Origin of the sequence: Sorangium sp. So ce363 (assembly GCF_051520435.1) — a bacterium.
Classification (GTDB): Bacteria; Myxococcota_A; Polyangia; order Polyangiales; family Polyangiaceae; genus Sorangium; species Sorangium cellulosum_B.
Map to the genome: position 1 here is coordinate 10333235 of NZ_CP150333.1, position 24652 is coordinate 10357886.

A 24652-nucleotide genomic window follows, 5' to 3' on the forward strand; every position below is an offset into this window, starting at 1 on the left:
GAAGACAGGAGGTCCCCATGAGACTGCAAGGCAAGATCGCGCTGGTCACAGGGAGCAGCCGGGGCATCGGCCGCAGCATCGCTGTCCGGTTCGCCCGGGAAGGCGCCGACGTGGCGCTCACGTACCACAAGAGCAAAGAGGGCGCCGAGGAAGCCCTCGCAGAGGTCGAGGCCGCAGGAAGGCGAGGTCATCTGTTCGCCGTCGACGTCGCCTCCGTCCAGAGCGTGCGGGGGCTCTTCCAGGAGGCCGTCGCGCGCTTCGGCCGGCTGGACGTGCTGGTCAACAATGCCGGGCTGGAGAAGCGGGCGCCGTTCTGGGAGGTGACCGAGGAGGACTACGATCAGGTGATGAACACCAACCTCAAAGCGGTGTTCTTCGGGAGCCAGGCGATGGTCCGTCACCTGCGCGAGGCGGGGCGGCCCGGCAAGATCATCAACATCAGCTCGGTTCACGAGGATCTCCCGTTTCCCCACTTCGCGTCGTACTGCGCCAGCAAGGGGGGCGTCCGCATGCTCACGCGCACGCTCGCCGTGGAGCTGCGCGGCACCGGGATCACCGTGAACGCCATCGCGCCGGGCGCGATCGAGACGGAGATCAACGCCACTCTGCTCAAGGATCGCGACAAGCTGAGCGCGCTGCTCGGCCAGATCCCGCTGGGCCGCCTGGGAAAGCCAGAGGACGTGGCCGGGCTCGCCGTGTTCCTCGCCTCGGCGGACGCCGATTACGTGACCGGCTCGACGTACTTCGTCGATGGCGGGCTGACGTGGAACTACGAGGAGCAGTAGGCGGGGCACGGCCCCTCGCCGAGAAGCGGCATCGTTGGACAGCCTGGGCCGAGAAAAGTTTCCGACAGAATGCAATGCAGCGCGGCCGAGACCGGCGCCGGCGACCTGCCGCTGCGATGCCTCGGCGCGGAACATCTTTTGCGCAAGCGTAACCCGCGTAACCCGCGTAACCCGCCGCGACACATCGCATTTTTGCGTCACGCAGCCAGCTCCCTGTGGCACCATGCGCGCATGACGGAGATCAAGACCTATACAGGTGGCTGTCACTGCGGGAAGGTTCGCTACGAGGTCAAGGTGGACCTGAGCAGTCCCGTGGTCATGTGCAACTGCTCGCGCTGTTCGAAGCTGGGCGCGATGCTGGCCTTCGCGCCGGTGGACCAGCTCACGCTCAAGGAGGGTGGCGACGTTCTCACCGACTACCAGTTCAACAAGAAGGTCATTCACCATGTGTTCTGCTCGGTCTGCGGCGTCGAGTCGTTCGCGCGGGGAGTCGGTCCCAACGGACAGGAGATGTGCGCCATCAACGTCCGCTGCCTGGACGATGTCGATATCGACACGCTCAAGACGATGAAATTCGACGGGAAGAGCCTGTAGTCGCGCCCGGGCTGGCCGGGTCCGCGCCGAACGCGGCCGCGGCCAGCGCACCGGGCCACGGGCCCGGACGGCGCGGCCGCGGCCGACCATCGCCGGCCCTGCGCCAGCGCACCTCCCGCTCGCGCCCCTGGCCAATCCGCAGGCGCGAGCCCGGGCGACACGGGTAGACTGGCGCCCGATGTCGATCGAACGAGCAAGCGCGCTCCTGGCTTCGGCCCGCTCAGCCCTCTTCATCACCGGCGCGGGGGTCTCCGCGGCCTCTGGCATCCCCACCTACCGCGGGATCGGAGGGCTCTACAGCGAGAAGGCGACCGACGAGGGGCTCGCCATCGAGGAGGCGCTCTCGGGCGAGATGTTCCAGCGGCGCCCGGAGGTCACGTGGAAGTACGTGCACCAGATCGAGCGCGCGTGCCGCGGCGCGCGGCTCAACGCAGCGCACGCGGCGATCGCCCGGATCGAGCGCCGCCTCGCGCGCTGCTGGGTGCTCACCCAGAACGTCGACGGGTTTCACCGTGGCGCAGGCTCCACGAACGTCATCGACATCCACGGAGATCTCCACCGCATCCTCTGCACACGCTGCCCTTACGAGGCGCACGTCGACGATTACGCGGAGCTCGCCCCGTGCCCGCGCTGCCCGGCGTGCGCCGCCGTGCTCAGGCCCGATGTCGTCCTCTTCGGGGAGATGCTCCCCCTGGAGAAGGTCGAGATCCTCCGGCGGGAGCTCGCGCGGGGCTTCGACGTGGTCGTCTCGATCGGGACGTCGAGCCTGTTCCCCTACATCACGAGGCCGGTCCTGGAGGCCGCGCACTCCGGGGTCCCGACCATCGAGATCAACCCGGCGCCCACCGCGGTCTCCACCGCCGTTTCGGTGCGGCTTCCGATGCGCGCTGTCGAGGCGCTGGAGGGGATCCTCTCCCGCGTCGAGCCCGGCAGCTGACCTCGCCGCACGCGGCGCATGGCCCGCGCAGGACGTCGGCGAGCTGGGGCCGTCCGAACGTTAAATTATCGAAAAGGCGCCTCGGCGAGCACGGCTTCGCGATCGTCACCGGCGGGAGCCTTGGCATCATGGCGGCTGCCAACCGCGGGGCAACGGAGACGCCGACCGCCTCGATCGGCTGCTGCATCTGGCCAGGGGCCCGCGGGCACCGACGGATTCGAGAGCAAGACCCGGAGTGCGGCGATCTTCGCGCGCGTTAAGCTCGCCTCGTGACCCGCAAGAAGTGCCGGAAGGAGGCAGACGACATGTCGGGAAAGGCCCATGCGCTCGCCGTCGGGGTGAAGAGCGATCCTCGCTGGGCAGCCGTGATCGCCCGCGACGCGAGCGCCGATGGCAAGTTCTTCTACTCGGTCAAGACGACAGGCGTGTACTGCCGTCCATCCTGCGGCGCCCGGCCCGCGAGGCCCGAGAATGTCGGCTTTCATCCGACCGCGGCCGCCGCCGAACGGGCGGGCTTCCGGCCGTGTCTGCGCTGCAAACCCGACCAGCCCCCTCTGGCCGAGCGCCAGGCGGCCCAGGTCGCCCAGCTGTGCCGGCTCATCGAGAGCAGCGAGCAGGTGCCGAGCCTCGAGGAGCTGGCGCGCCATGCGGGGCTGAGCGTCTTCCACACGCATCGTGTCTTCAAGGCCGTGACGGGGGTGACGCCGAAAGCCTATGCAGCGGCGCACCGCGCCAGGCGGATGAGGGCCGAGCTCGGCAAGAACGGCACCGTGACCCAGGCGATCTACGCAGCCGGGTACGGCTCGGGCGGGCGCTTCTACGAGCAGTCGAACCAGGTGCTGGGCATGACGCCCACGAGGTACCGCGCCGGAGGTGCACAGATGGAGATCCGGTTTGCGATCGGGGAGTGCTCGCTCGGCTCCATCCTGGTCGCCGCCACGGCGCGAGGCGTCTGCGCCATCCTGCTCGGCGACGACCCGGCGGAGCTGGCGCACGATCTCGAGCGCCGGTTCCCTCGGGCCCACCTGCTCGGCGCCGATGCCGGGTTCGAGCAGCTCGTCGCAAAGGTGGTGGGCCTCGTGGAGCGCCCCCGCGCCTCGGTCGAGTTGCCGCTCGACATCCGCGGCACGGCGTTCCAGCAGCGCGTCTGGCAGGCGTTGCGGGACATCCCTGGCGGTACGACCGCGAGTTATGCGCAGATCGCCTGCGCCATCGGCGCTCCGAGGGCGGTCAGGGCCGTGGCGCAGGCGTGCGCGGCCAACGCGCTGGCCGTGGCGATCCCGTGCCATCGTGTGGTGCGGAACGATGGCGGCCTGTCGGGCTATCGCTGGGGTGTCGAGCGCAAGCGCGCGCTGCTCGACCGGGAGGCGGGCGCTTGAGCGCGCGCCGCGACGACGTCCCGGTCGCGAGCCGCGTGGACGAGCGGGTGGCGGCGGGGGACTGGGCGCGCGTGTCGCGGGACCTCGACGCGCAGGGCTGCGCCGTGATCGAGGGCTTGCTCGCCCGGACCGAGTGCGACGATCTGGCTGCATTGTACGCGTGCAATGAGCTCTTTCGCAGCCGGGTGGTGATGGAGCGGCACGGGTTCGGGCGCGGGGAGTACAAATACTTCGCGCACCCGCTGCCCGCGCTGATCGCCTCGTTGCGGACCAGCATCTACCCGCGCCTCGTGCCCGTCGCCAACCGCTGGAGCGCGGCGATGGGCCTCGAGGTCCAGTATCCGGACGAGCACGCGCGCTTCGTGGAGCGCTGCCACGCCGCGGGCCAGGTCCAGCCGACACCGCTCCTGCTGCAGTATGGCGAGGGTGACTACAACTGCTTGCACCAGGACCTCTATGGCGAACACGTATTTCCGCTCCAAGTCGCGGTGCTTCTCTCCGAGCCCGAGCGCGACTTCGCGGGCGGCGAGCTCGTGATGACGGAGCAGCGCCCGCGCATGCAGTCTCGACCGATGGTGGTGCCGCTGCGCCAGGGCGATGCAACGGTGTTCGCGGTCCGTCATCGACCCGTGCAGGGCACGCGGGGAGTGTACCGGGTCAACGTCCGGCACGGCGTCAGCCGCGTGCGCTCGGGGCATCGCCACACGGTGGGCATCATCTTCCACGACGCCACGTGATGGAGTGCGAGAGGAGCGCGGGCGAGTCCGTCGTGCGAAATAGCGCACCGCACGAGACGCCCCCGGAGCCTCCCCGGGCCACAGCTCAATCGCCCGCGGAGGGCGCGAGCGGCACCTTGAGATAAACGCGATCGACGTCGATGACGACGCCGACCGACTCGAGCTCGAGCTGCGTGCCGGGGCCCAGGATCGACAGCAGCCACCGGCCGTCCGGCTGCCGCTGGAAGTGCTCGATGCGCACCTCCTTCTGGGAGACGAGCACATACTCCGCGATCGAGGGGACGCTCCGGTACTGCGCGAACTTGTCGCCGCGATCGTAGGCCTCCGACGAATCGGAGAGCACCTCGACGACGACGTTCGGGTTGAGGAGCGTGTCGATCTCTGCGTCCTCGAACACGGGATCGCCACAGACGACGGACGCGTCAGGGTACACGTAGCGCCCCGTGGGCGTGATCTTGACGCGCATGTCGGAGGTGTGGACCTCGCAGGCGCGCTCGAGCAGCGCATTGCCGAGCTCGCGCTGGATGTTCCCGGCCAGCAGGCTGTGCGCCCGGGTGCAGCCCGACATCGCGAAGATCTCGCCGTTCGCGTACTCGTGCTTCTGCTCGGAAGCCCGCTCGAACGCGAGGTACTCCGCGGGCGAGAGGCCGGTGCGCCTGGCAGGATGTCCCATCTGATCTGACGGACAGCTTAGGGCATCCGCCCCCCGGGGGCGAGGCGCCCCGCCTGCCGCCCGCCACGCGCCCCCGGCGCGCCCTCCCCTGCTCCCCTACTCCCCTACCCGGGTTCCGCCGCCGCCCCCGGCGGCGCGGCCGGCTCGGCCTTCTTCGGCTGCTTCTTCCGGCGGCTCTCCAGCCACGCCCTGCGCTTCTCCACCCACTTGGCGAGATCCTTCGCAAGCCAGCCGCCCTTCTGCCGCCCCACGATCTCCCGCAGCAGCAGCGCGGCCTGGCCGTGGCCGATACGCATCGCGAACAGGTCGTCCATCACGATCTTCGCCCACCGCGTCCGGCGCACCGAGTCCATGTGATCGACGAACTGCTCTACCCGGAGCAGCACCTTCGTCCCGACCCCCGTCTTGCCCGTCACCACGAGCGCCGCAGTCTTCTCCTTGTCGAGCGCCTCGAGCCTGCGGATCGCCCCGTCGATCAGGTTCGCGTGCTCCGCCCACCCGGCGCCGCCCTGCTCCTTCGCCGCGCGCGTCGCGGCGAGCGCCTCGCGCAGATCGATCAGGCCGAAATCCGAGTACGACAGGAAGAACGTCAGCACCTCGCGCCGCGCCGACGCGTTGCTCTGCATCCGCTCGATCGCGGTCCTCACGCGATCCATCGAGAGCCACCGGTAGACGAAGTCGAGCCCGGTCCCCTTGATGTTCTGCGACCCCATCAGCCGCGCGTCGAACCCTGGCGGGATCTCGCGCGTGATGAAGTCGATCACCTTGTCTCCCTTCGCGTCGGCGTTCCAGAGGACCGCGATGCGATCGAGGCACAGCTCGCGGAACGCCGCGCGGAACGCCTGGTTGGCCTCGGCGTCCGCGCCCCGCGACAGCGCCGCCTCCACCTCCGCGCGCGCCTTGTCGCGGCGGGCGAGGCGGCGCGCCAGCCGCGCCGCGTGGTGGACGATGTCCGGGCGGATGTCGTCCTCCCCCGCCGGCGGCGCGTGCGCCTCCAGCGCCTGCTTCACCGCCGCCTCGATCGCCTCGGGCTCCCCCTTCTTCCCCAGAACCCCGGGGCCGCCCACGATCGCCGCCGCCGCCGCCTCGTCGATCGCCGGCAGCGCGCGCAGCATCCGGGTGAGATCCTCCTCGAAGGCGCCCGCCCGCGCCGGGACGCCCAGCTTCTTCATCTGCTCGTCGAAGCGCTCGAGCGCGCGCTCCTTGCCCCCGTCGCCCGTGATCACCATGTCCCGGAGCCGCGCGTCGAGCCCCTCCGTGATGAACTGCATCATCCCGCCGAGGTTCGAGTTGATCAGCACCACGTGATCGACCCCGATGTCCTCCACGATGATCTGCGCGAACACGCGCGACCGCGCGACCCGGTCCGCGCGGTTGTTCACCACCATCACCGTCGCCTTGCCGGGCGTCGCGTCCATGTCGTGCTTGTCGAACGCGAGCCGCGTCCAGTTCGACATGAACCCGGCGCGCTCGTTCGCGCTCATCCCGTTCGAGAACGTCAGCTTCCGCCCCCGGTACTGCACCGTCGGGTACGTCTTCAGGACGCCGAGATCGAGGATCACGTGATCCGCGATCTCGACCAGCGCGAACTCGCGATCGACGCCGAAATGGTCGGCGAGCGCCAGCACCAGCGCCACGTTGCGCGGGTGCTCCTGGTACGGGAGCCGATCCAGGAGGTCGACCGGCAGGAGGTCCGCGTCGATCGGCGGGATCGCGACGAGGTTCGTCCCCTTCCGCTGCGCCTGGTCCTTGAGCAGCGGGAGCATCTGCTCCTCCGTCGTGAACGACAGCCCGTCCGTGGGCATGAAGCGCGCGATCACCCGGGCGACGTCCTCGCCCCCGGGGCCCTGGATGTCCTCGTGATCCGGGTAGGCGTTCGTCAGCGTCGTGATCTCGTCGCGCATCCACTCGGAGCAGAGCGTGTCCACGAAGAGCGGCTGGAGCGCCATGCACTCCCACAGGAACACCTGGGCGCGGAGGTTCCGCCCGGCCGTGAGGATGTTCCGCTGCTCCCAGATCGTCGCCTTGTCGTACGGGCGGTAGATGAAGATCTCCTGCGCCGGCAGGTCGCGCATGGCGTGGATGAACATCGCCTCGCAGCCGGTCGTCTTCACGACGACGTCGTAGCGGAGCGCGTGGAACAGCGCGGCCTTGAGCCGCTCCGAGCCGCTCTTGCCGCGCGTGCCCCAGCCGCCGATCGTGAGCGGGATGCCCCGGCGGGCGCGCTCGATCTGCGCCGCGATCCACGCGGCCCGCAGCACCATGTACGCGAGGACGAGGAACACGATCCACGCGAGCTGCGTCGGGACGTTGCCCGCCGGCGAGACGAGGTACGAGAAGAAGCCGTCGATCCAGACCGGCACCGACGGGCCGGCGAGCCAGTCGCGGCCGCTCTGGAGCAAAGGCGGCAGCGCGACCGCGAGGTACTTGCCCGGCAGGTGCGGCTCGATCGCGTACGCGTGGCCCTCGACCTCGCCCTCGGTGTCGCCGAGCGCGACCGTGAAGCCGAGCTCGCCCGTCATCAGCGTGAACTTCTTCTGCTCGGCCGGCTCCTGCGCCACGAGCGCGCGCATGCGGGCCTGGGCGTAGCGGTCGTAGCGCAGCGTGAGCAGGGCGCGGGCGCGCAGCCGGTGCGCGAGCTTGGCCGGGCCGCGCACCGTGACCGTGCCGCGCGCCGTGATGAGGCGGATCTCGCGCTGGCTCAGGCTGGCGGCGGCGAGCAGGTCGTCGACGCGGGGGACGAACGGCCCCCAGCCGCCGACGGGCGGGTAGACGTGGCGCTCGCCCGGCACGCGCGTCGGCGTGACCTCCGCCATGCCGACCGGCGGCGCGACGAGCTCGCCCGCGAACAGGCGGCCGTTCGTGTGGATCCACCCCTTGCGCTTGTCCGGCATCGGCGTGCGCATCTCGTGGATGAGCCGCCAGAGGCGGAAGCCGCGCGGCTCGCCGCGCGTGAGCACGTACCGTCCCCGGCCGCGGCGCCGCAGCGTGTACGTCATGTCGCCGCGCGACGCGACAACGAGCGCGCGCTCGACGTCCCTGGGCTCGGCGTCGGCCGGGAGCTCGACCGGCGCGCTCTCGCCCTCCAGGAGCTCCGACGCAGCGGCGAGGAGCGTCTGGCGGATGTGCTCGGCGACCGGGCGGCTCTCGACCTCGAGCAGCCGCAGCGCGGCGGCGGCCTCGTCCGACAGGTCCGGCGAGATCGCCGGGCGGCTCGCGAACTCGGCGAGCAGCTCGACGAAGGTGCCCGGAGGCAGCGGGGCGTAGGGCCCGGCGCAGAGCGTGCGCACCGCCTCGAGGGCCGCGCGGGACGCGAGCGGCGGGCCTGGCTTCGCGAGGGCGAACCGGACGGCGCGCTCGGCGAACGGGGCGGCGTCCGCGTGGTCGGTCGCGCGCCGCGAGAGCTCCCGCAGCGCGTACCCGCGGACGCGAGGCGACCCGTCGCCCTCGGCGATCTCGACGAGCGCCGTGAGGGCCTCCGCGCCGCCGAGCTCGACGAGCTGGCGCACGAGCTCCTGGCGGACGTGCTCGCTCGGGTCGTCGCGGGCGAGCAGCGCGATGGCGAGCGGGTCCGCGCCCGCGGGCGCCACGCGGGCGGGCGGCGCGCCGGCGGCGGGATCGGCGCTGAGCCGGGGCGCCGAGTCGGGCGCGGGCGTGTCGGGCGGCTCGGAGCCCTCGCGGGCGCCTCCGGAGGCGGCGGCGGCCTCGGGCGCGATGCTCGACCGGCTGGCGCGGCTGGCCTGCGCGCCGTTCCAGCGGCGCGGATCCCACGGGGCGCCGGCGAGGCGCGCCGCGCGGTCGAGCGGGATCACCGGGGCGGACGGGCGCGCCGCCGCGCCGAGGAGGCGCAGGGCGTTGCGGCGGAGGATGGGGCCGTCCTTGTCGGCGGCGTCGCGCGCGCGGAGGCGCTCGGCCAGCAGGGAGAACGCCTCGTCGGGGAACAGGAGGACGCCGATCTCGAGGGCGGCGATCTGCACCCAGCGGGACGCGTTGACCCCGCGCGACCACGCCAGCACGGAGCGGGCCGCGTCGAGCCCGAGGTGGCCGAGGCGCTCGCGCGCCGGGAGGCGGTGCAGGAGGGCGACGGCGGCGAGCAGCGCGGCCCGGCGGACGGGCGCGGGGCGGCTCGGCTCGGCGTGCGCCATGGCGAGCCGGAGGACGCCGCCGTCGCGGGCGACGTGCACCGCGTCGGACGGGTCGTCGAGGTGCTGCGCGAGGTGGGTGAGGGCGTGGTAGGCGACCTCGATCTCGTCGAGGCGGTCGGCGATGGCGGTGGCGAAGCGCTCCTGGGCCGCCTCGAGGTCGAGGTTGCGGCCGAGCGCCGAGAGGTCGCCGGCCCGCTCGACGCGCCCGGCGACCCAGCCGAGCAGGGAGGCGGCGCCGCTCCTCTCGCGTTGCTCGCGCTCCCGCGCCCAGACGCGGAGCTGCCGGGCGAGGAGCTCGCGCCGCTCGGCGGGGGTGGCGGCCGACTGGTAGGCGAGCACGAGCGCGGACTCGGCGCTGCGCAGCCGGTCGACCTCGGCGGCCGCGCCGTCGGCGCACCGGGCGAGCGCGGCGAGCAGCGCGGGCCTCGGGTGCTCCTCGTCGCCCAGGTCGGCCGTGACGCGCGCGACGACCGTGGCGATGGCGCGCGAGCGCAGGCGCACCTCGATCTGGGGGAGGCTGTCCTCGATGACCTCCAGGATCGACCGCGGCGCGGCGGTCCAGGAGTCAGGCGACTCGCGCGAGCTCACGGCGCCTCCGCGAGCGCGCGAAGGCGAAGGGGACGCGCACGAGGGCGGAGGCGGCCTTGCGTCGGGGAGCGAGGGGCACCGTGCGGCGAGACCATCGGCGGGCGAGCAGCGTACACCGTCGCGCGGAGCTGTCGCGAGCCGCCGCTCGTGCGATTTGCGCTCCCCTCGCCTTCCCGCGCGCGGGCGGACGGCGCCTGTTCAGGGCGAGCCCTCGGCGAACGTGTCGCAGTCCTCGACGCGGCCGCCCTGCATGCCGCGCTTGAACCAGGCGACCCGCTGCGCCGACGAGCCGTGTGTCCACGTCTCCGGGTTGACCCTGCCGGTCGCGGCCTTCTGCAGCCGGTCGTCACCGATCGCGGACGCGGCCTTGAGGGCCTCCTCGACGTCGCCCGCCTCGAGCAGGTCGCGCTTCGCCGTGGAGTGGGCCCACACGCCGGCGAAGCAGTCCGCCTGGAGCTCCATCTTCACGGAGAGCGCGTTTTTCTCGCCCGGGCGCGCGGCCTGCAGCTGGCGCAGGCGGCGCTCGGTCCCGAGCACGTTCTGCACGTGGTGGCCGATCTCGTGGGCGAGCACGTACGCCTGGGCGAAGTCGCCCGGCGCGCCGAACCGCGCCTTGAGCTCGCGGTAGAAGCCGAGGTCGATATACGCCGTCCGGTCCGCCGGGCAGTAGAACGGGCCCATCGCCGACTCGCCGATACCGCAGCCCGACCTCACGGAGTCGGTGAACACCGTCAGCACGGGCGCCGGATAGCGCTGCCCCGTCCGGCTGAACACCTGCGTCCACACGGCCTCGGTGTCATCGAGGACGAAGGAGACGAAGTCGACGAGCCGCTCCTCCTCGGGCGAGCTCGAGCGCCCGCTCTGCGCGCCGGGGATCGCGGACCCCTGACCGAGCCCCGACAGGAGATCCTTCCCGAAGACCAGCGAGAGCACGAGCAGGATCACCGTCCCGCCCACACCGAGCTTCGCTCCACCGGACGCGCCGCGGAGGTCTCGGAGGTTCGCACTGCGTTTCCCAGGTGTCCAGCGCATGGCCAGCGCATGTATAGCGTGGACTGCGCATCGGGTGGTACCTTAGCTTTCGGTCGGGACGTGCGGGTATTGCGCGCCTGGTGATGGCGCCGGCCTGGTCGCGCGGCGCGCGAACGAGCGAATCGCCGCCTGCGCCTTGCCACGAAGAACACGAGGTCTCTCTCGGCGTCTCCCGAGAAGACACCTCTCTGCGCCTTCAGGCGTCCTGGCGGTGCCTCTCCTCGACTCGCCCGGTGCTCTGGCCAGCACTCCCAGGACGGCAAGATCAAGCAGGTCTGGCTCGAGGTGGATTCCAAAGGAGCACGCCCTCGGCCATCCTCGCCGCCGCGAAGAGAAGACCTGAGCGCCTCCGGAGGTCGCTACGCGCTCGCCGCAGGCCGAGCCGCCCCCGCTGCGGCCGCAGGCCTCCAGAGCCCCAGCGCGCGCGCGCACGGCAGCACCACCTGGGCGAGCGCCGCGCCCTGCAGCGCGCGCATCTCGGCCACGGCGAGGTGCCCGTGCGCCACGAGCGCCGCGGCGCGGCCGCCGGCCGCGGCGCGGCCGCCGCCCGGCTCGGCCCCGGGCGGGGGCGGACGCCCGAGCGACGCCGCGGCGGCCTCGAACACCTCGGCCACAGCGCGGCGCACCGGCTCGCCGCCGGCCCCGATCGCCCACGCCACCGTCAGCCACGCGAGCTCGGCGTGCCGCGCCTCGTCCTCCGCGATCACCTCGAGCGCCGCGCGCACCGCGGGGTCCTCGGCGCGGGCGCGCTTCTCCGCCGCGATCATCGCGGCCACCGTCTCGCCGACGCAGCCCTCCTCCGCGGCGGCGCGCGCCAGCGCCGCGAGATCCGCGGCGATCGGCACCGCCGGCGACATCGGGAAGGCGGCCGGGCCGACAGGGCCGCCCCCATACGCGGTCGCGAGCGAGAACCCGAGGCGGGCGTGACCGACCTCGTCGAGCGCGGCGATGTGGGCCGCCTCGACGAGCGACGACGGCGCGCCGTGCGCCATGAGATCCAGCGCGAAGCGCGCGAACGACGCCACCGACGCGTGCTCCTCGAGCGCGCTCCGGAGCCATTCCCCGGCGAGCGTCTCCCGCTCCTCGTCCGTCAGCTCCGCCAGCGAAGGCTGCTGCCCACCGGCGCCGCTCGCCGTCGCACGCGCGAGCCACCCCGCCTCGGCCGGCCGCGGCGCCGCCGTGAGGTGGTGCCCCTCCAGGGAAAAAGGCCGTCCCACCGCGGCGCAGTCAAGGGTGTTCTCCTCGACGATCACCTCGTAACAGCACGCGCCGTCACGGCGGGTCGCGTCGCTCTCCACCGACACGATCGTGTCTTTCTCCAGCTCCACGTCCTTGCCGTCGCAGGGCCGGTAGATGGTGCTGAACTCATCCAGCGCTGCGTCGCGGTCCAGGCAAGCCCCGAGCTCGTTGAACCAATCGAAGCAACGGAACTCCTGGGCGCTTTCGGCCTCGGCCTCGGCCTCCCCGCAGCCCGGCGCTGCGACGAGGAGCGCTGCAGCCGCCGAGGGGCCAGCGCTCTGCAAGAGACGGGCGATGAGCGTTCGTCGAAAGGATCGGTCGAGCAGCATGACGTGCACCTCCAGCCCATGCCCGCTGCCTCATGAGCACGGCGAGGAGCTCGGAACAGGGCGGCTTGTACCTGACGCTCCAGCCCCCATCGCAAGACATGGTCCACCGCCGCGCGGGGCTCGATCGCGTCGAGACCAGCGGTTTTCGCGGAGAGCGCAGCGGCCCCCCTCGATCGTCGCGCCGCAGCGCTGACACACTCCGGCACTCCCCGGCCTGGGCGCGACCGTGACGGGACCCGCGCGACGGCGCCGCCTACAGGGGGCTCGCGTTGGTCGTGAACGACGCGTTCCGCAGAATGCGCCGCTGGCCGAGCGGCGTCGTGAAGCCGTTCTCCTTGTGGAAGGTCGAGGTGCTCCCGCCGCAGCTCGGATCGTCCCCGGCCCAACGCTCCGGGCAATGCGCCAGGATGTAGTCGCGATCCGGGTTGCTGCCGCCAAGGCCGTTCCACCGGGTGTGCTTGATGCAGGCGGCGCCGTCCACCGTCCACTCGGCCTCGAGGCTCATGCCAGAGTCCACCGTCTCGGTCTGGATGCCGAGCGCATCCCAGACGTCGATCGCCGTCCCGGTCTGGGTGTGCGGCACGCCGTCGCCGCAGTAGTCCGCGCGCACCATGCGGATGCACGCTTGATGGAAGTACGAGAGATCCCTGTCCTCGCAGCCGCTCTCATTGCACTCCGCCTCGGCCACCCATTCCCTGTAGCCCCACTCGGCGCACTTCCCGATCGCCGCGCCCTGACAGGCGAACGTGAACATGCCCCCGTCGTCCGAGTGGGCCCCCGTCACCGCGTCCCACGTCCCCTTCACCGGGAGCGCGTCGAGGCCCTCGCCGCAAATGTTGACCCAGACCCCGGGGCCGGCGTTGTATTTCACCGTGTAGTACTGGAGCCCGTCGCGCTCGACGACGTTCGTGATGCGGACGACCACCGACGACCCATCGTCCAGGACCGCCTCGATGTCCGCGCCGATGAAGTCGCCCCCGGCGACCGGCGCGCCGTCGCCCTCGCGCGTCCCGACCAGCGTCGTCGCGTCCAGCGAGACCCCGTTGAAGCGGACCCCGTTGAAGCGGACCCCGTTGAAGCGAACCCCGTTGAAGCGGACCCCGTTGAGGTTCATGCCGTTGAGCCTGCTCATCGCGAACGAGCTCTCCGCCAGCGCTTCCTCGTCCTCGCCGCCGTCGATCTCCGCGGCGCAACCGGCGCCGAGGGATATGAGCCCGACCATCGACCCTGCCAGGAACCCTCGCTTCAACATGATCGCCTCCGGACGCTGCCGCTAAAGCCGTGACGCCTTGCGCATCGACGGTCTTCCCTCGGGCGGTCGGGCCCCGATCACGCGAGCGATGAAGCCCGCGTCGGCTCGAGCGCCGCAGGCCTCGTCGCCTTCACGGGGGTGGAGGGAACGAGGCGCAGATGCGGAGCCCGATCACCGGGTCGAGGAAGGTGCCATCAACGACGGTCCGGTTGTCACTTCGGACCGAGGTTTGATCATAGATATAAGCACCACCTCGCAACAGCACTTTGTCGATCTCGATCGAAGAAATGGCCCACTCCAGCACGTTTCCCGCCATGTCATCGACCCCGAACGGACTACGTGAGGCGGGGTGGGAGCCCACCTCATCCGGCCCCATCGTGGAGCTCTCCTTGCCGTAGGTCTCATCGAAGTTGGCGTCGCCGGGAGACAGCCTGTCCCCGTGCGGGAAGATGCGGCTGTCGGCGCCCCGCGCCGCGCGCTCCCACTCGTAGTCGCTGCAGAGGCGGGCTCCGCGCACGCGGCCTGTCCTGTGGAGCCACGCGGCATACTCGGTGGCCTGAGCGAAGGAGATGCCCGTGACGGGGAAACGAAGCCAGTCCTGCTGCGCGCGGACCGCCCGCGATGGATACACGAGCGGCTCTCCTGCCCGCGCGGTATACGCCTGGACCGTGGGCTGGATCGTGAGCTGCCACACACCGCTTGGCAGGCGGCGCAGCCCCAGGGCGCCTGTCATGGCGCCGTTGCCCGCCTGGATGGAGGAGCTGCCGCGGGACTCCTTCGGGAGCTCCTGGATGTAGTCGAGCCACTCCTGGAACGTCGTCTCGTGTCGCGCAATCAGGTACGCGCCTGTGCGGATCTCGTGGAGAGGAACGGTGGAGAGGAACGCCCACCGGTACATGTCGTCGAGGGCGGCGCCGAAGAGGAACCGGCCCGGCGGGATGTAGATGTACCCGGGAGGAACGTCCCCGGCGTGCGGCAGCGGGATGGAGAGCTTCAATGACTCTCCGCGTTGGACCAGGAACGGATAACGCACGATGGTGCGATTCCGCGCCTCGCAGGTGAGCAGGTAGGAGCCCTGCGCGAGCGCGAGGCTCGCGAAGGGCGTCGTCCCGAGGAGGCGCTGTCCGACCAGCTGCCGGCGCCCCTCCGCGTCGGGCTCGTACCGCTCCAGCGTGATGTCCGCGCCGGGGGGATCGGTCTCGATGGCGACCTCGGCGGGCGCGTTCCATCGCTGCCGGCGCGCGCCGTCGGGATCGTACGTGGTCATGCGCTGGAGCAGCTCGTCGCGCAGCGAGGCGTGGCCGCGCGCGTCCGCGGCGAGCGCGCGCTCGTAGAGCACGTCGCCGAGCCGCGCGCGCGCGTCGTTGCGGGCGCCGTCGAGCGTGAGCGCCGCCTCCAGCTTCTGGCTCACCTGCAGCTGCAGCCGCTCGGCCTCGGCGGCGCGCCTGCGCGTGAGCTCCCAGAGCGCCTCCCCCTCGTCGCGGCGCCGGCGATCGAACGCCGAGAGCGCCTCCGCGCGGAGCGCCTCGGCCTGGGCGCCCTCGAGCGCCGCGGCGGCCGAGGTGAGCGCGGCCTCGTGGATCTTCCTGTCCGCCCGCGCGGCGAGCTGGCGCGCCGCCCTGAGCTCCAGCGTGCCATAGAGCAGCGCGGCGATGAGCGGGACGCCCACGACGAGGGCCCACCGGACCGCGCGCTGCGTCAGGACGGCGCGCCGCGACGCCCTCAGGAACGCCGCCTCGCGCGGCGGCAGGTCGGCCGGGTCGAGGCCCTTCGCCTCCTTGAGCTGGCGCGCGCTGAAGAGCGCGTCGCGGCGCCGGCCGAGCCGCTCCCACTCGGCGGCCGAGGCGTCGAGGCGCTGGCGCGTCGCGCGCTGCTCGCGCTGCTCCTCGAGCCAGTGGCGCAGCGTCCCCCAGCCGTGGATCAGTGCCTCGTGGGCGATCTCGTAGACCGTCCCCTGCTCGCCTTCGCGCGCGAACAGGAGGCGGCCCTGCACGAGCGCGTCGAGCGCGGCGCGCGCCGCCCCGTCGCCGCCCTTCTCCGCGAGCTCGCCCTCGGCGCGCCGCGCCCGCGTGCCCTGCGGGGTGATGAGCGCGGCGAGCAGCCGCCGCGCGGCCGCGTGGACCACGGGCGGCATGCGGCCGAGCACGCGATCGGCGTGGCGGGCGAGCGCGCCCTCGACCCCGCCGATCTGCGCGAGATCGGCGCTGCTGAGCGGCGCGTCGGGCGCGGCGCGGGCGTCCCAGAGCTCGGCGAGCGCGAACTGGAGGAGCGGCAGCCCGCCCTCGGCGCGCGCTGTGGACTCGACGAGCGCGTCGACGACCGCGTCGGACTCGAACGCGACGCCCTTGGCCAGCGCCGGCCCGGTGATGGCCTCGCGGAGCTTGTCCGCCGACATCGGGCGGAGCAGGTAGAGCGCGCGCTCGATGTCGTCGCCCAGGCCGGAGATGCCGGCGACGCGCGCGAGGAAGTCGCCGCGCACCGTGGCGAGCAGGCGCAGGGAGGGCGAGCGCGCCGCGAAGGCGCTGAGCACCTCGCCGACGAGCGCCGCCTCGCCCGGGCTGCTCAGCGTCGCGAGCTCCTCCATCTGGTCGATGAACAGCACGAGCCCGCCGCGCTCCCCGAGTCGCGCGCGCAGGTCGCGGGCGAGGGAGCCCGGGGCGGCGCGCACGGCCTGGGCGATGCGCTCGGCGGGCGCGCCGAGGACCGGCTCGAGCGCGGCGGCCAGCGCGGCGAGCGGCTGCCGGCCGGGCACCATCATGGCCGCCTGGAAGGCGCGCCCGCCGCCGAGGGCGCCCTCGAGCACGAGCGAGAGCACGCCGGCGCGGCAGAGCGAGGACTTGCCCGAGCCCGAGTCGCCGGCCACGACGATCATGGGCTCGGAGCGGAGCCGGTCGAGGATCGTCCCCGTCTCGGAGCTGCGCCCGTAGAACACCGCGCGGTGCTCGAGATCGAAGACGAGGAGCCCGCGGTAGGGGTTGCCCTCCGGGGCGACGGAGGCGTGGCGGCTCCTGGCGAGCAGCTGTTCGAGCGCGTCGCGCAGCTCGTCGCCCGAGGCGAAGCGGTCGGCCGGGTCGATCTCGAGGCACCGCTCGATGACGGCCGCGAGCCGCGGATCGACGCCCGGCGCGAGGGCGGCGAGGGGCCTGGGCGCCTCGGTCTGGACGACGAGCGGGAGCTCGGTCATCGGCACGTCGTCGTGCGGCGGGACGCCGGCGCAGAGCTCGAAGAGCAGCGCGCCGAGCGAGTACACGTCGGAGCGGCGCGTCGCGAGCTCGTCGCGCCACAGCTCGGGCGGCAGGTAGTGGGGCGTGCCGCCGCCGACGCTCGTCGTCACGTCGAGCAGGCGCGCCGCCATCTCGGCCGCCTCGCGGAACTCGCCCTCGAGCGGCTCATCGCCGGGCGCGATCGCCGCGTCGGCGTCGCCCTGCGCTCCTCGCAGGGCCTCGCCGCCAGAGAGCGCGTCCTCGCCGAGCGCGTCGGATCGCCCTCCGGGACTGTCCGATCGCCCTCCGGGACTGTCCGATCGCCCTCCGGGACTGTCCGATCGCCCTCCGGGACTGTCCGATCGCGCTCCAGGGACGTCGAATCGCGCTCCAGGGACGTCGGATCGCGCCCCGCGCGTGTCGGGCCGCGCGGCCGGCTCGAGGAGCTTTGCGAGGCCGAAGTCGAGGAGCTTCGCCTCGCCCTCCGCGGTGAGGACCGCGTTGGCCGGCTTGATGTCGAGGTGCAGCACCCCCCGGCGGTGGGCAGCCGCGAGGCCCCGCGCGAGGCCCGCGCCGAGCTCGAGCACGCGGCGCGAGGGCATCGGTATGTCGACGCGGTCGAGGCTCTGGCCGCGGACGAACTCCGAGACGACGAACAGCCGTCCCCGGAGCTCGCCCACGCGGAAGATGGCGACGACGTTCGGGTGCTGGATGCGGGCGGCCGCGCGCGCCTCGGCGAGCAGACGCGCGCGCACCTCGGCGTCCGCGGTCGCCGCGCGGATGAACTTCACCGCGACCATGCGGTCGAGCAGCGTGTCGTGCGCGAGGTAGACGTCGCCCATGCCGCCGCTGCCGAGCTTCTGGAGGAGCCGGTACTCCTCGAACCGCCTCGGCGGGTGGAAGCTCGACGGGCCGGGGCTCTCCGGGCCGAAGCTCGACGGGGCGAGGCTCGACGGGGCGAGGCTCTCCGGGCCTACGCTCGACGGCGGCAGGGCGTCACCCGCCCGCGGCTGCGTCTCCGCGCCGCCGGGGCGCAGGATGGCCTGCGAGAGGGTTGAAGCAATCTTCTCTTTCACGAGGGCCCGCCTCGCGCCAAGCGCCCGGGGACTATACTCGAGCCGAGCGTCCCCTGTGGGGTCCGCCGCCCGACGCCGCGCAGTCCACCCGCGCTCAACCCTGATCCAGGCCCGTCGACTGGCCCGCTATGTAGCGCCACACGCCCTCGCGGCACGCGTAGACCTGCGTGGAGCGGAACCGCGCGCTGAACGGCTCGCCGTGGCAGGTCCCCTCGTCGCGCACCACGCAGGTCACCACGGCGAGCTCGCCGTAGCTGCGCACGCTGACCTCCTCCGCGGTCTGCGCGCTCCAGTGCAGCGCGCCCCCCTCGACCGCCGTCAGGTACTCGGCCTTGCCCCAGAGGGTCCCCTGGGAATTGACGTACGAGAAGTCGTCTGCAAGGAGAAGCGCGAGCTCGGCGAGGTCGCGCTTCACCAGGGCGCGGGCGCGGCGTTCCATGACGTCACGGATGGCTTGCCCGAAGGCGGGGTGTTCGTCGGTCATGGAGGTCCGCGGCTCCACGCAGTGTTACCCGTGCGCCCTGACGCCGTCGACGGTGAAGTCAGGCCGCGACGAGGTGGGGCGTGGCGGACGGCGCCGGCAGGATCGCGGGCATCGGACGGCGGCGGCCTGGGGGGTCCGAAGGCCTTGGGGCGCATCGCGGGGCGCGCGAACAGGCGCATCTTTCAATTCGGTTCATGAGGCCGCGTCAACCGCGTAGCCATCGACCCGATCATGAATCAACGATTTTGTTCCGCAAGGCCCGTATACCGCGGAGAACCCTCTTGCGGTTCTTGGCGAGACACATCCACCGGGGTAGCGTGGCCAGGTAGTCGCGGTCGGCCCAATGCATCCGCAGGCGCTCGCGCAGGGGACAGGCGATGTAGATTTCCAGGAGCGCGAGGTGGTGGCTGTTGATCGCATAGAGGGTGTGGCCGCAGCACGCGACCCGGAGCCAGTACCGATACCCGCTCGGGTTCTGCTCGATGTGTCCGCATCGCGAGCAGCTCAGCACCTCCTGGGGTGGCTCATGGCGGCGGGCCAGCTCGGCACGTTCACAGCAGCGCGGACAAGCGACGAGGAGGATCGTCATCGAACCCGGAGTGATGGGTCTCGGGCTGTGATCGTATTCCTCCCGAAACCGTCGTTTCACTGGTGCCTCTGCCCACCGAACTATCAATCGATTGGTCCACCGAAGCCGCCGGGCCAGGTCTCTCCAGATCGTCGCGTCTCGTGAACGCCCCCACGAAAGTTTTCAGGAGCGGCTCTGCGTCGCAAGGCCCAATTGCTGTCCCGCGCCATGGGGCAGTCGGTGTCTCCCTCGTCACGCTGAAGGAGGCGGCTGCCGCGAGGTGTCGCGATCTACGTCAGCGCTTCCTCTGAGCCGGCCGCGGTCACGGCCTGCTCAAGCCATCGGTGCAACGTGGGCATGTCGACGCAGCCGTCGATCTGCGCCTCCAGCGCGGGACTGAGCGCGAGCCCACGCCGCGCCAGCACCGTGCGCAGCGCGGCGCGCGCCTCGGTCAGCCGGCCTTCCTGCTGGCCCTCCTCGATGAGCTCCTCCTTCACCTCCGGGCTATCCGCGAGCAAGGTGCGCAGGATCCCCTGCCGGCGCGCCTCGATCTCCGGATCATCGGAGCGAGCGAACCGCCGCTTCAATTCCTCCTGGGTCCACGGTGACATCGGCATGTACTGTAGCATGGAGAGCACCCATTCCACTTCCCGCCGCGGTGCGACCCACCGGGCGAAATCGTCCAGGGCCCGTCCCGAGCGCGCCACCAGGAACGGCACCAGCTCGTCCCGCAACGGCAGCTCGTTGGCCGCGATCCAGAGAAACTGAAACGGCGAGGGGCCGATGCGGTAACAGCCTGGCGCAAACCGCTCCAGCACCCGCACGCCGTGCAGCCACGACGGTACGTGGGGAGCGACGAACCACAGCGGCTCCTCCCCCATCCACGGCGGCACGCGCTCCTCGACCCGCTCGACCTCTCGCGCCTGCCGGCGCAGCAGCGCCCGCTTGAGCTCCACCACGTCCACGTGATCGCCGGGCATCTTCAGCTCGACGAGCGTTTCGTCATGTCCCCGAGCCTCCGGCCAGGGCGCAGCCAGGGGAGCCAGGCCGTCGGGCCGCAGCACCCGGAGGTAGCCGTCGGCCTGCACCCGATCGAGGCGAACCTCGGGCGCCTCCTGCCATGCGGCGGCGCCGCCCGTGACCCGCGCCGCTTCCGCCGCGAACGTCTGCTTCGCGAACCGGTCCAGCTTTCCCACACGGCTCTGATATCGATGCTCGGGCACAAGCGCACTTGAAATAACCACTCTGCTCGGCAGAAATAGAGAGATGATTCCGGCAGGACGCGCGTAATTGCGTGAGCCTGGGTGCGCCGGGGATGCGGCTTCGCCGCGCGCAGTCCGATGCGCGGGCGCGATGAGCGACGTCGACGTCCTGCTCGCCTGCGAGCCGCTGGGAGAGTGCGTCGTGGTGGAGCTCATGGGGCGCTTGGCCATGGATGCCCGCTCGTCCTGGGAAGCGCGCGTCGCCGTCCCCGACGAGGTGGATCTCGCGTCGCACCTCCGCGCTCCGGCGACGCTCGCGCTCGTCGACGCTGCCGAGGGCCACTGCAGGGAAGCCCGCGCTCAGCGCCCGGTCATGTAGAACGTGCCGAGGCACATCTCGTCGGTCGTGCCCTCTCCCCAGACGACATCCCCGGGGACCCGCGGCTGTCCGTCGATGATCGGCTGCTTCTCGGGCGTGTTGTCCCAGTGGCACTCGATCGACAGCTTGTCGCCCGGCTCGAGCACCTTGGGCTCGGCGAGCTTGTAGTTTCCCTGCCAGTGGAAGTCCCAGCGCGGGATGTCGAGCACACACTCCGAGCCGCCGCCGGCGCGCTCGATCTCGAGGCGCGCGCGCGTGCCGAGCGTGTGCATGTGGAGGCCCACCCAGTGGATCTCGATCGGCTCGCTGCCCGCGAGCGCCCGGGAGGGATCGGCCCCCCAGCGGTGGACGACGTCGCTCTCCAGGGCAGGGATCAGCATGGAGTCGCCGCTGAGCCAGGCCGGGTTCGCCCACGGCTGCATCGTGCCCTCCCGCTCGACCGAGCTCTCCAGCATCACGTCGATCGCTGTGCGATCCGGCAGCTTGCCCGCCGTCAGCGTGTTGTAGTGGACCTGCATGATCAGCCTGGAGCCAGGCTCGATCCGGGTGCCCGCGCCCGGCGGGAAGATCATGCTCCCGCCGCCGGGCACCCAGCCGCCGAGCCAGCGCGGCTTGAGCCCAGGGCCGCCGTAGCAGGGATAACCCGGGCCCGGGTCGGCCGCGTCGAGGGCGTCGAGCTCGGCGAGCTGGTCCGGCGCCGCGATGAACGCGATCACGTGGTGGACGACGCGCTGCTCGCCGGGCCTGATCCCGAAGCCGGTGACGTACCGCACGGCCTCCTCCGGCCAGTCGATCACGAAGCAGCGGTACTCGTCGGGCCCCGTCTGCGGGGTGTACTCGACCGGCATCTCGAGCGTGCGGTCCACCCGCGCGAGCGCGCCGCTCGCCGGCGGGTCGATCGGCGGGCCCTCGTCCGCCGGATCGCCCAGGGCCGCGCCGCCGTCGACCCACGCGGCGATGGTCTGGATCTGCTGCTCGGACAGGGAGCGGTCACCCACGTACTCGGCGCAGGTGTTGTCGGCCGGCCAGGGGGGCATCGTGCGCTCGACGACGGCCCGCTTGATGGGCGCGGCCCAGGACACCGCGGTCTCGTGGCCCTCGAGCGAGAACGGCGCGACGCCGCCGTCGCTGTGGCACCCCGCGCACCGCGCGTCGAAGATGGGTTTGACGTCCCGGTAGTACGAGACGGCGGCCTGGACGCCGCCGCCCGCCGCGGCCCCGGCGTCATCGCCGCCGCAGGCAGAGAGGACGGCCATCGCCGCCGCAAGCCATGCCCATGAGCCCGTGGTCCCCGCGCACCTCGTCATAGAACACCTGCCTCGTGTCAGCGGCGCTCGTGGACCCCGCCGCTCGCGGGCTCGCGCCGGAGGAAGAACGCGATGACCTCGGCGAGCTCGTCGCGCGCGGCCACGAGGAGCACCGTGGCGCCCCCCGCGACGACGGACGAGCCGCGCGGCGCCTCGACGCGGCCATCCGGGCGGTAGACGCCGGCGAAGACGCACGACGAAGGGAAGCTGGCGCTGCCCGCGATGGTGCTCACCGTGCGGCCCGCGATCACCGAGTCGGCCGGGACGTCGAGCTCGAACGCGACCGACTCGCCGGCGCCGAGCACCATCGCGTGGCGGACGCCCGGGTGCTCGATGGCGGTGGCCATCGCGCCGATGAAGACGTCGATCTCGGAGAGGATCTGGTCCACGCCCGCGCGGACGTACACGCCCCGGTAGGCGGGGTCCCGCATGCGCACCATGACGCGCTTGGCCCCTCCGGCCTGCGCGAGGAGCGCCACGGCGAGGTTGTCGGCGTCGCGGCGGAGCATCGCCACCACCACGTCGGCGCGCGCCACCTCGGCCTCCTGGAGGAGCCCGGCGTCGGTCGCGTCGCCCACGAGCGAGACGAGGCCGTGCCGCTCGAACGCGCTGTTGGCGATCGACTCGTCGCGATCGACGGTCGTCACGTCGTGGCCCATCTTCGCGAGGTGGACCGCGACGCTGAGCCCTGCGCGCCCGGCGCCCGCGATGAGAACGCGCATGTCAGCTCTCTCCTTCGTGCTCGTGAGGGTTCGCGGCGGGCGCCGCGTGTCCGCCGGGGAGCTCCACCATGGCCCTGTCGATCTGGTTCACGTGGGCATGCGCGGTGTCGGCGGCGATGAGGCCGCGCCTCGCCGCGTCGAGCACCGCCGCCTTCTGCGCCGAGAGGAGGGCGAGATCGGTGAGGTGGTCGCGGACCACCTCGCCCTGCGGCGTCTGGAGCGCCACCTCCGCGTGGATGACCTGCCGCTGGAACGCGGCGCGGCGCTCGGCGTGCTCCTTGCGGGACACGAGGCCCGACGCGAGCAGATCGTCGAGCTCGGACTGGCCGCGCCGCGCCGCGATGAGCGTGGCCTTCGCGGCGTCGAGCGCGCTGTCCGTCGTCGGGATCGCGACCCGCAGGAACTTGAGCAGCCGAGCGAACGGCAGCGCCTGCGCGACCAGCGTGACGAAGGTGACGCCGAAGACGATCGTGATCAGGCGGTCGCGGTACGGCAGGCCGCTCGGGAGGCTGAGGACCGCCGCCATCGACAGCGCGCCCTTGATGTTGCCGACCAGCATCACGTGCTGCCAGCGGAAGGGCACGACCTCGCCCGTGAGCGCCCGGAGCACGCCGAAGCAGCCGTAGACGGCCACCGCCCTGCCCCCGTGCAGGGCGATCAGCGCGAGGCCGATGGACGCCGCCTCGCGCACGAGCATCTCCGCCTGGATCTGCATGCCGACGAGCTCGAAGAGCACCACGTTGAGGCAGAAGCCGCTCGTCTCCCAGAAGCCCTGGAGCGCGAGCACGCGCGATGGCTCGAGGATGCGGCGCGCGGCATTGCCGACGATCACCCCGAGGACCACGACGGCGATGACCGGCGAGGCGTGGAGCCGCTCGGCGAGCAGGGCCGTGGCGAAGACGAGCACGATGGAGGCGAGGATCGCGGTCAGGTGATCCGGCGTGCGGCGGAGGAGGGACGCGCCGACGGCGCCGAACGCGCCCCCGACGGCCGCGCCGCCGGCCATGGCCAGGGCGAGCGCGCGGAAGGTCTCGGCGCCGTCGAAGGTGCCGCTCGCGAGGACCTGCGACGCGAGCACCACGAGCACGAGCGCCGTGCCGTCGTTGAAGAGGCTCTCGCCTTCCATGATGGCCGCAAGCCGGTGCGGCACGCGGACGCTGCGGAAGGCGAGCAGCACGCTCACGGTGTCGGTGATCGAGAGCAGCGCGCCGAGGAGGAGCGCCGCCGCGAACGGGAGCGCGAGCAGCTGCGTCGCCACCGCGGCGGTGCCGAGCAGCGAGATGAGCACGCCCGGAACGGCGAGCGCGAGGATCGGCCGGCTCGCGCCCCTCAGGCTGTCCGCGTCGGCGAACAGGGCGCCCTCGAACACGAGCACCGGGAGGAACGCGATGAGGATGACCTCCGGGTCCATCGGCGCCTTCGGGAGCACGTCGACGACGACGAGCAGCAGCCCCACGAGCACGAGCGCGACGTTGTAGGGAATCGCGACGCGCTTCGCCCCGATCGCGACCGCCGAGCCGACGGCCAGGACGAGGAGCAGGCTCTCGAGCCGCTCCCTCATGAGGCACCTCGCGGCCGCGGCGCGAGCACGAGGGAGGGCGCCCGCGGCGGGCGCGTCGCGATGTGCACGGGGTCCGCGGGAGAGCTCACCGTGGATCCTGCGCTACCTGATCGCCTCCGGAATCGCAAGACGCGAGAGGCATCGCCGGGCGGCCGAGCGAGAGGCGCGCACGCGAGGCCGCGCGCGCCTCTCGCTCGGCCGCCCGGGAAGAGGTGGGATATCGATAGATCACATGACACGACATCGACGACATCATCGCTTCGTCGTCGTGGAGCGATCCCCGACAACCCCCCTCATCTCGCTGGCATCTTTGGCGGGAATTCGAGCAGAGAGGGGGAATTTGAACAGGGAGACGGGGAGACGGGTGGGATTTTACTCCCCGCCTCCCCGTCTCCCTGTGAATTTTCCCGAAGAAATTCGAGAAATGCTTCAGGAGCGGCCCCCGACACCGGCTCTCGGC

General features: G+C 72.1%; 18 protein-coding genes. 6 read left to right on the top strand and 12 right to left on the bottom strand.

All coding sequences use genetic code 11. From position 1 onward, the window contains the following. Positions 1-17 precede the first annotated feature (17 nt). The 5 genes from WMF12_RS38835 to WMF12_RS38855 all read left to right on the top strand — a co-directional run bounded on the left by WMF12_RS38835 (position 18) and on the right by WMF12_RS38855 (position 4432). Complete coding sequence (locus tag WMF12_RS38835) at positions 18-785, top strand: SDR family NAD(P)-dependent oxidoreductase (protein ID WP_437853315.1); 768 nt, start codon at positions 18-20, stop codon at positions 783-785. 231 nt (positions 786-1016) lie between these two features. Continuing rightward, positions 1017-1379, top strand: coding sequence for a GFA family protein (locus WMF12_RS38840; protein WP_437295241.1), 363 nt, complete (start codon positions 1017-1019; stop codon positions 1377-1379). A 178-nt stretch (positions 1380-1557) separates the two neighbouring features. Beyond that, positions 1558-2316, top strand: coding sequence for an NAD-dependent deacylase (locus WMF12_RS38845; RefSeq protein ID WP_437853317.1), 759 nt, complete (start codon positions 1558-1560; stop codon positions 2314-2316). Between the two features lie 305 nt (positions 2317-2621). After that, positions 2622-3695: a bifunctional DNA-binding transcriptional regulator/O6-methylguanine-DNA methyltransferase Ada gene (gene ada, locus WMF12_RS38850; RefSeq protein WP_437853319.1), complete on the top strand. Its 1074-nt coding sequence runs from the start codon at positions 2622-2624 to the stop codon at positions 3693-3695. Further along, on the top strand, positions 3692-4432 hold the full coding sequence (locus WMF12_RS38855) for a 2OG-Fe(II) oxygenase (protein ID WP_437853321.1): 741 nt from the start codon (positions 3692-3694) through the stop codon (positions 4430-4432). Before ada ends, WMF12_RS38855 begins: the two co-directional genes overlap by 4 nt. An 85-nt stretch (positions 4433-4517) precedes the next feature. Here the strand turns inward: WMF12_RS38855 and WMF12_RS38860 are convergent, their stop codons facing one another. From WMF12_RS38860 to WMF12_RS38900, 9 genes are all read right to left on the bottom strand, one after another. Then, the gene (locus tag WMF12_RS38860) at positions 4518-5105 is read right to left on the bottom strand and encodes a Uma2 family endonuclease (RefSeq protein ID WP_437853322.1); all 588 of its coding nucleotides are present in this window, start codon (positions 5103-5105) and stop codon (positions 4518-4520) included. Positions 5106-5209: 104 nt separating this feature from the next. Further along, positions 5210-9838, bottom strand: a complete 4629-nt coding sequence (locus WMF12_RS38865; RefSeq protein ID WP_437853324.1) for a capsule biosynthesis protein CapB — start codon at positions 9836-9838, stop codon at positions 5210-5212. 198 nt (positions 9839-10036) lie between these two features. Beyond that, positions 10037-10870: a KPN_02809 family neutral zinc metallopeptidase gene (ypfJ, locus tag WMF12_RS38870; RefSeq protein WP_437853326.1), complete on the bottom strand. Its 834-nt coding sequence runs from the start codon at positions 10868-10870 to the stop codon at positions 10037-10039. 359 nt (positions 10871-11229) lie between these two features. Beyond that, positions 11230-12438 (bottom strand): hypothetical protein, encoded by a 1209-nt coding sequence (locus tag WMF12_RS38875; RefSeq protein WP_437853329.1) that lies wholly within the window; start codon positions 12436-12438, stop codon positions 11230-11232. Positions 12439-12691: 253 nt separating this feature from the next. Then, on the bottom strand, positions 12692-13690 hold the full coding sequence (locus tag WMF12_RS38880; RefSeq protein WP_437853331.1) for an ADYC domain-containing protein: 999 nt from the start codon (positions 13688-13690) through the stop codon (positions 12692-12694). A 130-nt stretch (positions 13691-13820) separates the two neighbouring features. Beyond that, complete coding sequence (locus WMF12_RS38885) at positions 13821-17969, bottom strand: nSTAND1 domain-containing NTPase (protein ID WP_437853332.1); 4149 nt, start codon at positions 17967-17969, stop codon at positions 13821-13823. A 94-nt stretch (positions 17970-18063) separates the two neighbouring features. Continuing rightward, positions 18064-18453: a nuclear transport factor 2 family protein gene (locus tag WMF12_RS38890; protein ID WP_437853334.1), complete on the bottom strand. Its 390-nt coding sequence runs from the start codon at positions 18451-18453 to the stop codon at positions 18064-18066. 229 nt (positions 18454-18682) lie between these two features. Further along, positions 18683-19042, bottom strand: coding sequence for a hypothetical protein (locus WMF12_RS38895; protein ID WP_437853336.1), 360 nt, complete (start codon positions 19040-19042; stop codon positions 18683-18685). 269 nt (positions 19043-19311) lie between these two features. Further along, the gene (locus WMF12_RS38900; RefSeq protein ID WP_437853338.1) at positions 19312-20454 is read right to left on the bottom strand and encodes a hypothetical protein; all 1143 of its coding nucleotides are present in this window, start codon (positions 20452-20454) and stop codon (positions 19312-19314) included. On the opposite strand from WMF12_RS38900, the gene WMF12_RS38905 reads away from it, so the two are divergent. After that, positions 20453-20602: a hypothetical protein gene (locus tag WMF12_RS38905; protein WP_437853340.1), complete on the top strand. Its 150-nt coding sequence runs from the start codon at positions 20453-20455 to the stop codon at positions 20600-20602. The two genes, WMF12_RS38900 and WMF12_RS38905, sit on opposite strands and share 2 nt — an antisense overlap. Here WMF12_RS38905 and WMF12_RS38910 read toward each other — a convergent pair. Genes WMF12_RS38910 through WMF12_RS38920 form a run of 3 tightly spaced genes read right to left on the bottom strand, consistent with a single transcriptional unit; the run spans position 20584 to position 24192 of the window. Further along, positions 20584-21909, bottom strand: a complete 1326-nt coding sequence (locus tag WMF12_RS38910; RefSeq protein ID WP_437853342.1) for a monooxygenase — start codon at positions 21907-21909, stop codon at positions 20584-20586. The genes WMF12_RS38905 and WMF12_RS38910 overlap by 19 nt on opposite strands. A gap of 17 nt (positions 21910-21926) precedes the next feature. Then, positions 21927-22631 (bottom strand): potassium channel family protein, encoded by a 705-nt coding sequence (locus WMF12_RS38915; protein WP_437853344.1) that lies wholly within the window; start codon positions 22629-22631, stop codon positions 21927-21929. 1 nt (position 22632) lies between these two features. Continuing rightward, positions 22633-24192 (bottom strand): cation:proton antiporter, encoded by a 1560-nt coding sequence (locus WMF12_RS38920; protein ID WP_437853346.1) that lies wholly within the window; start codon positions 24190-24192, stop codon positions 22633-22635. Between the last annotated feature and the right edge of the window lie 460 nt (positions 24193-24652).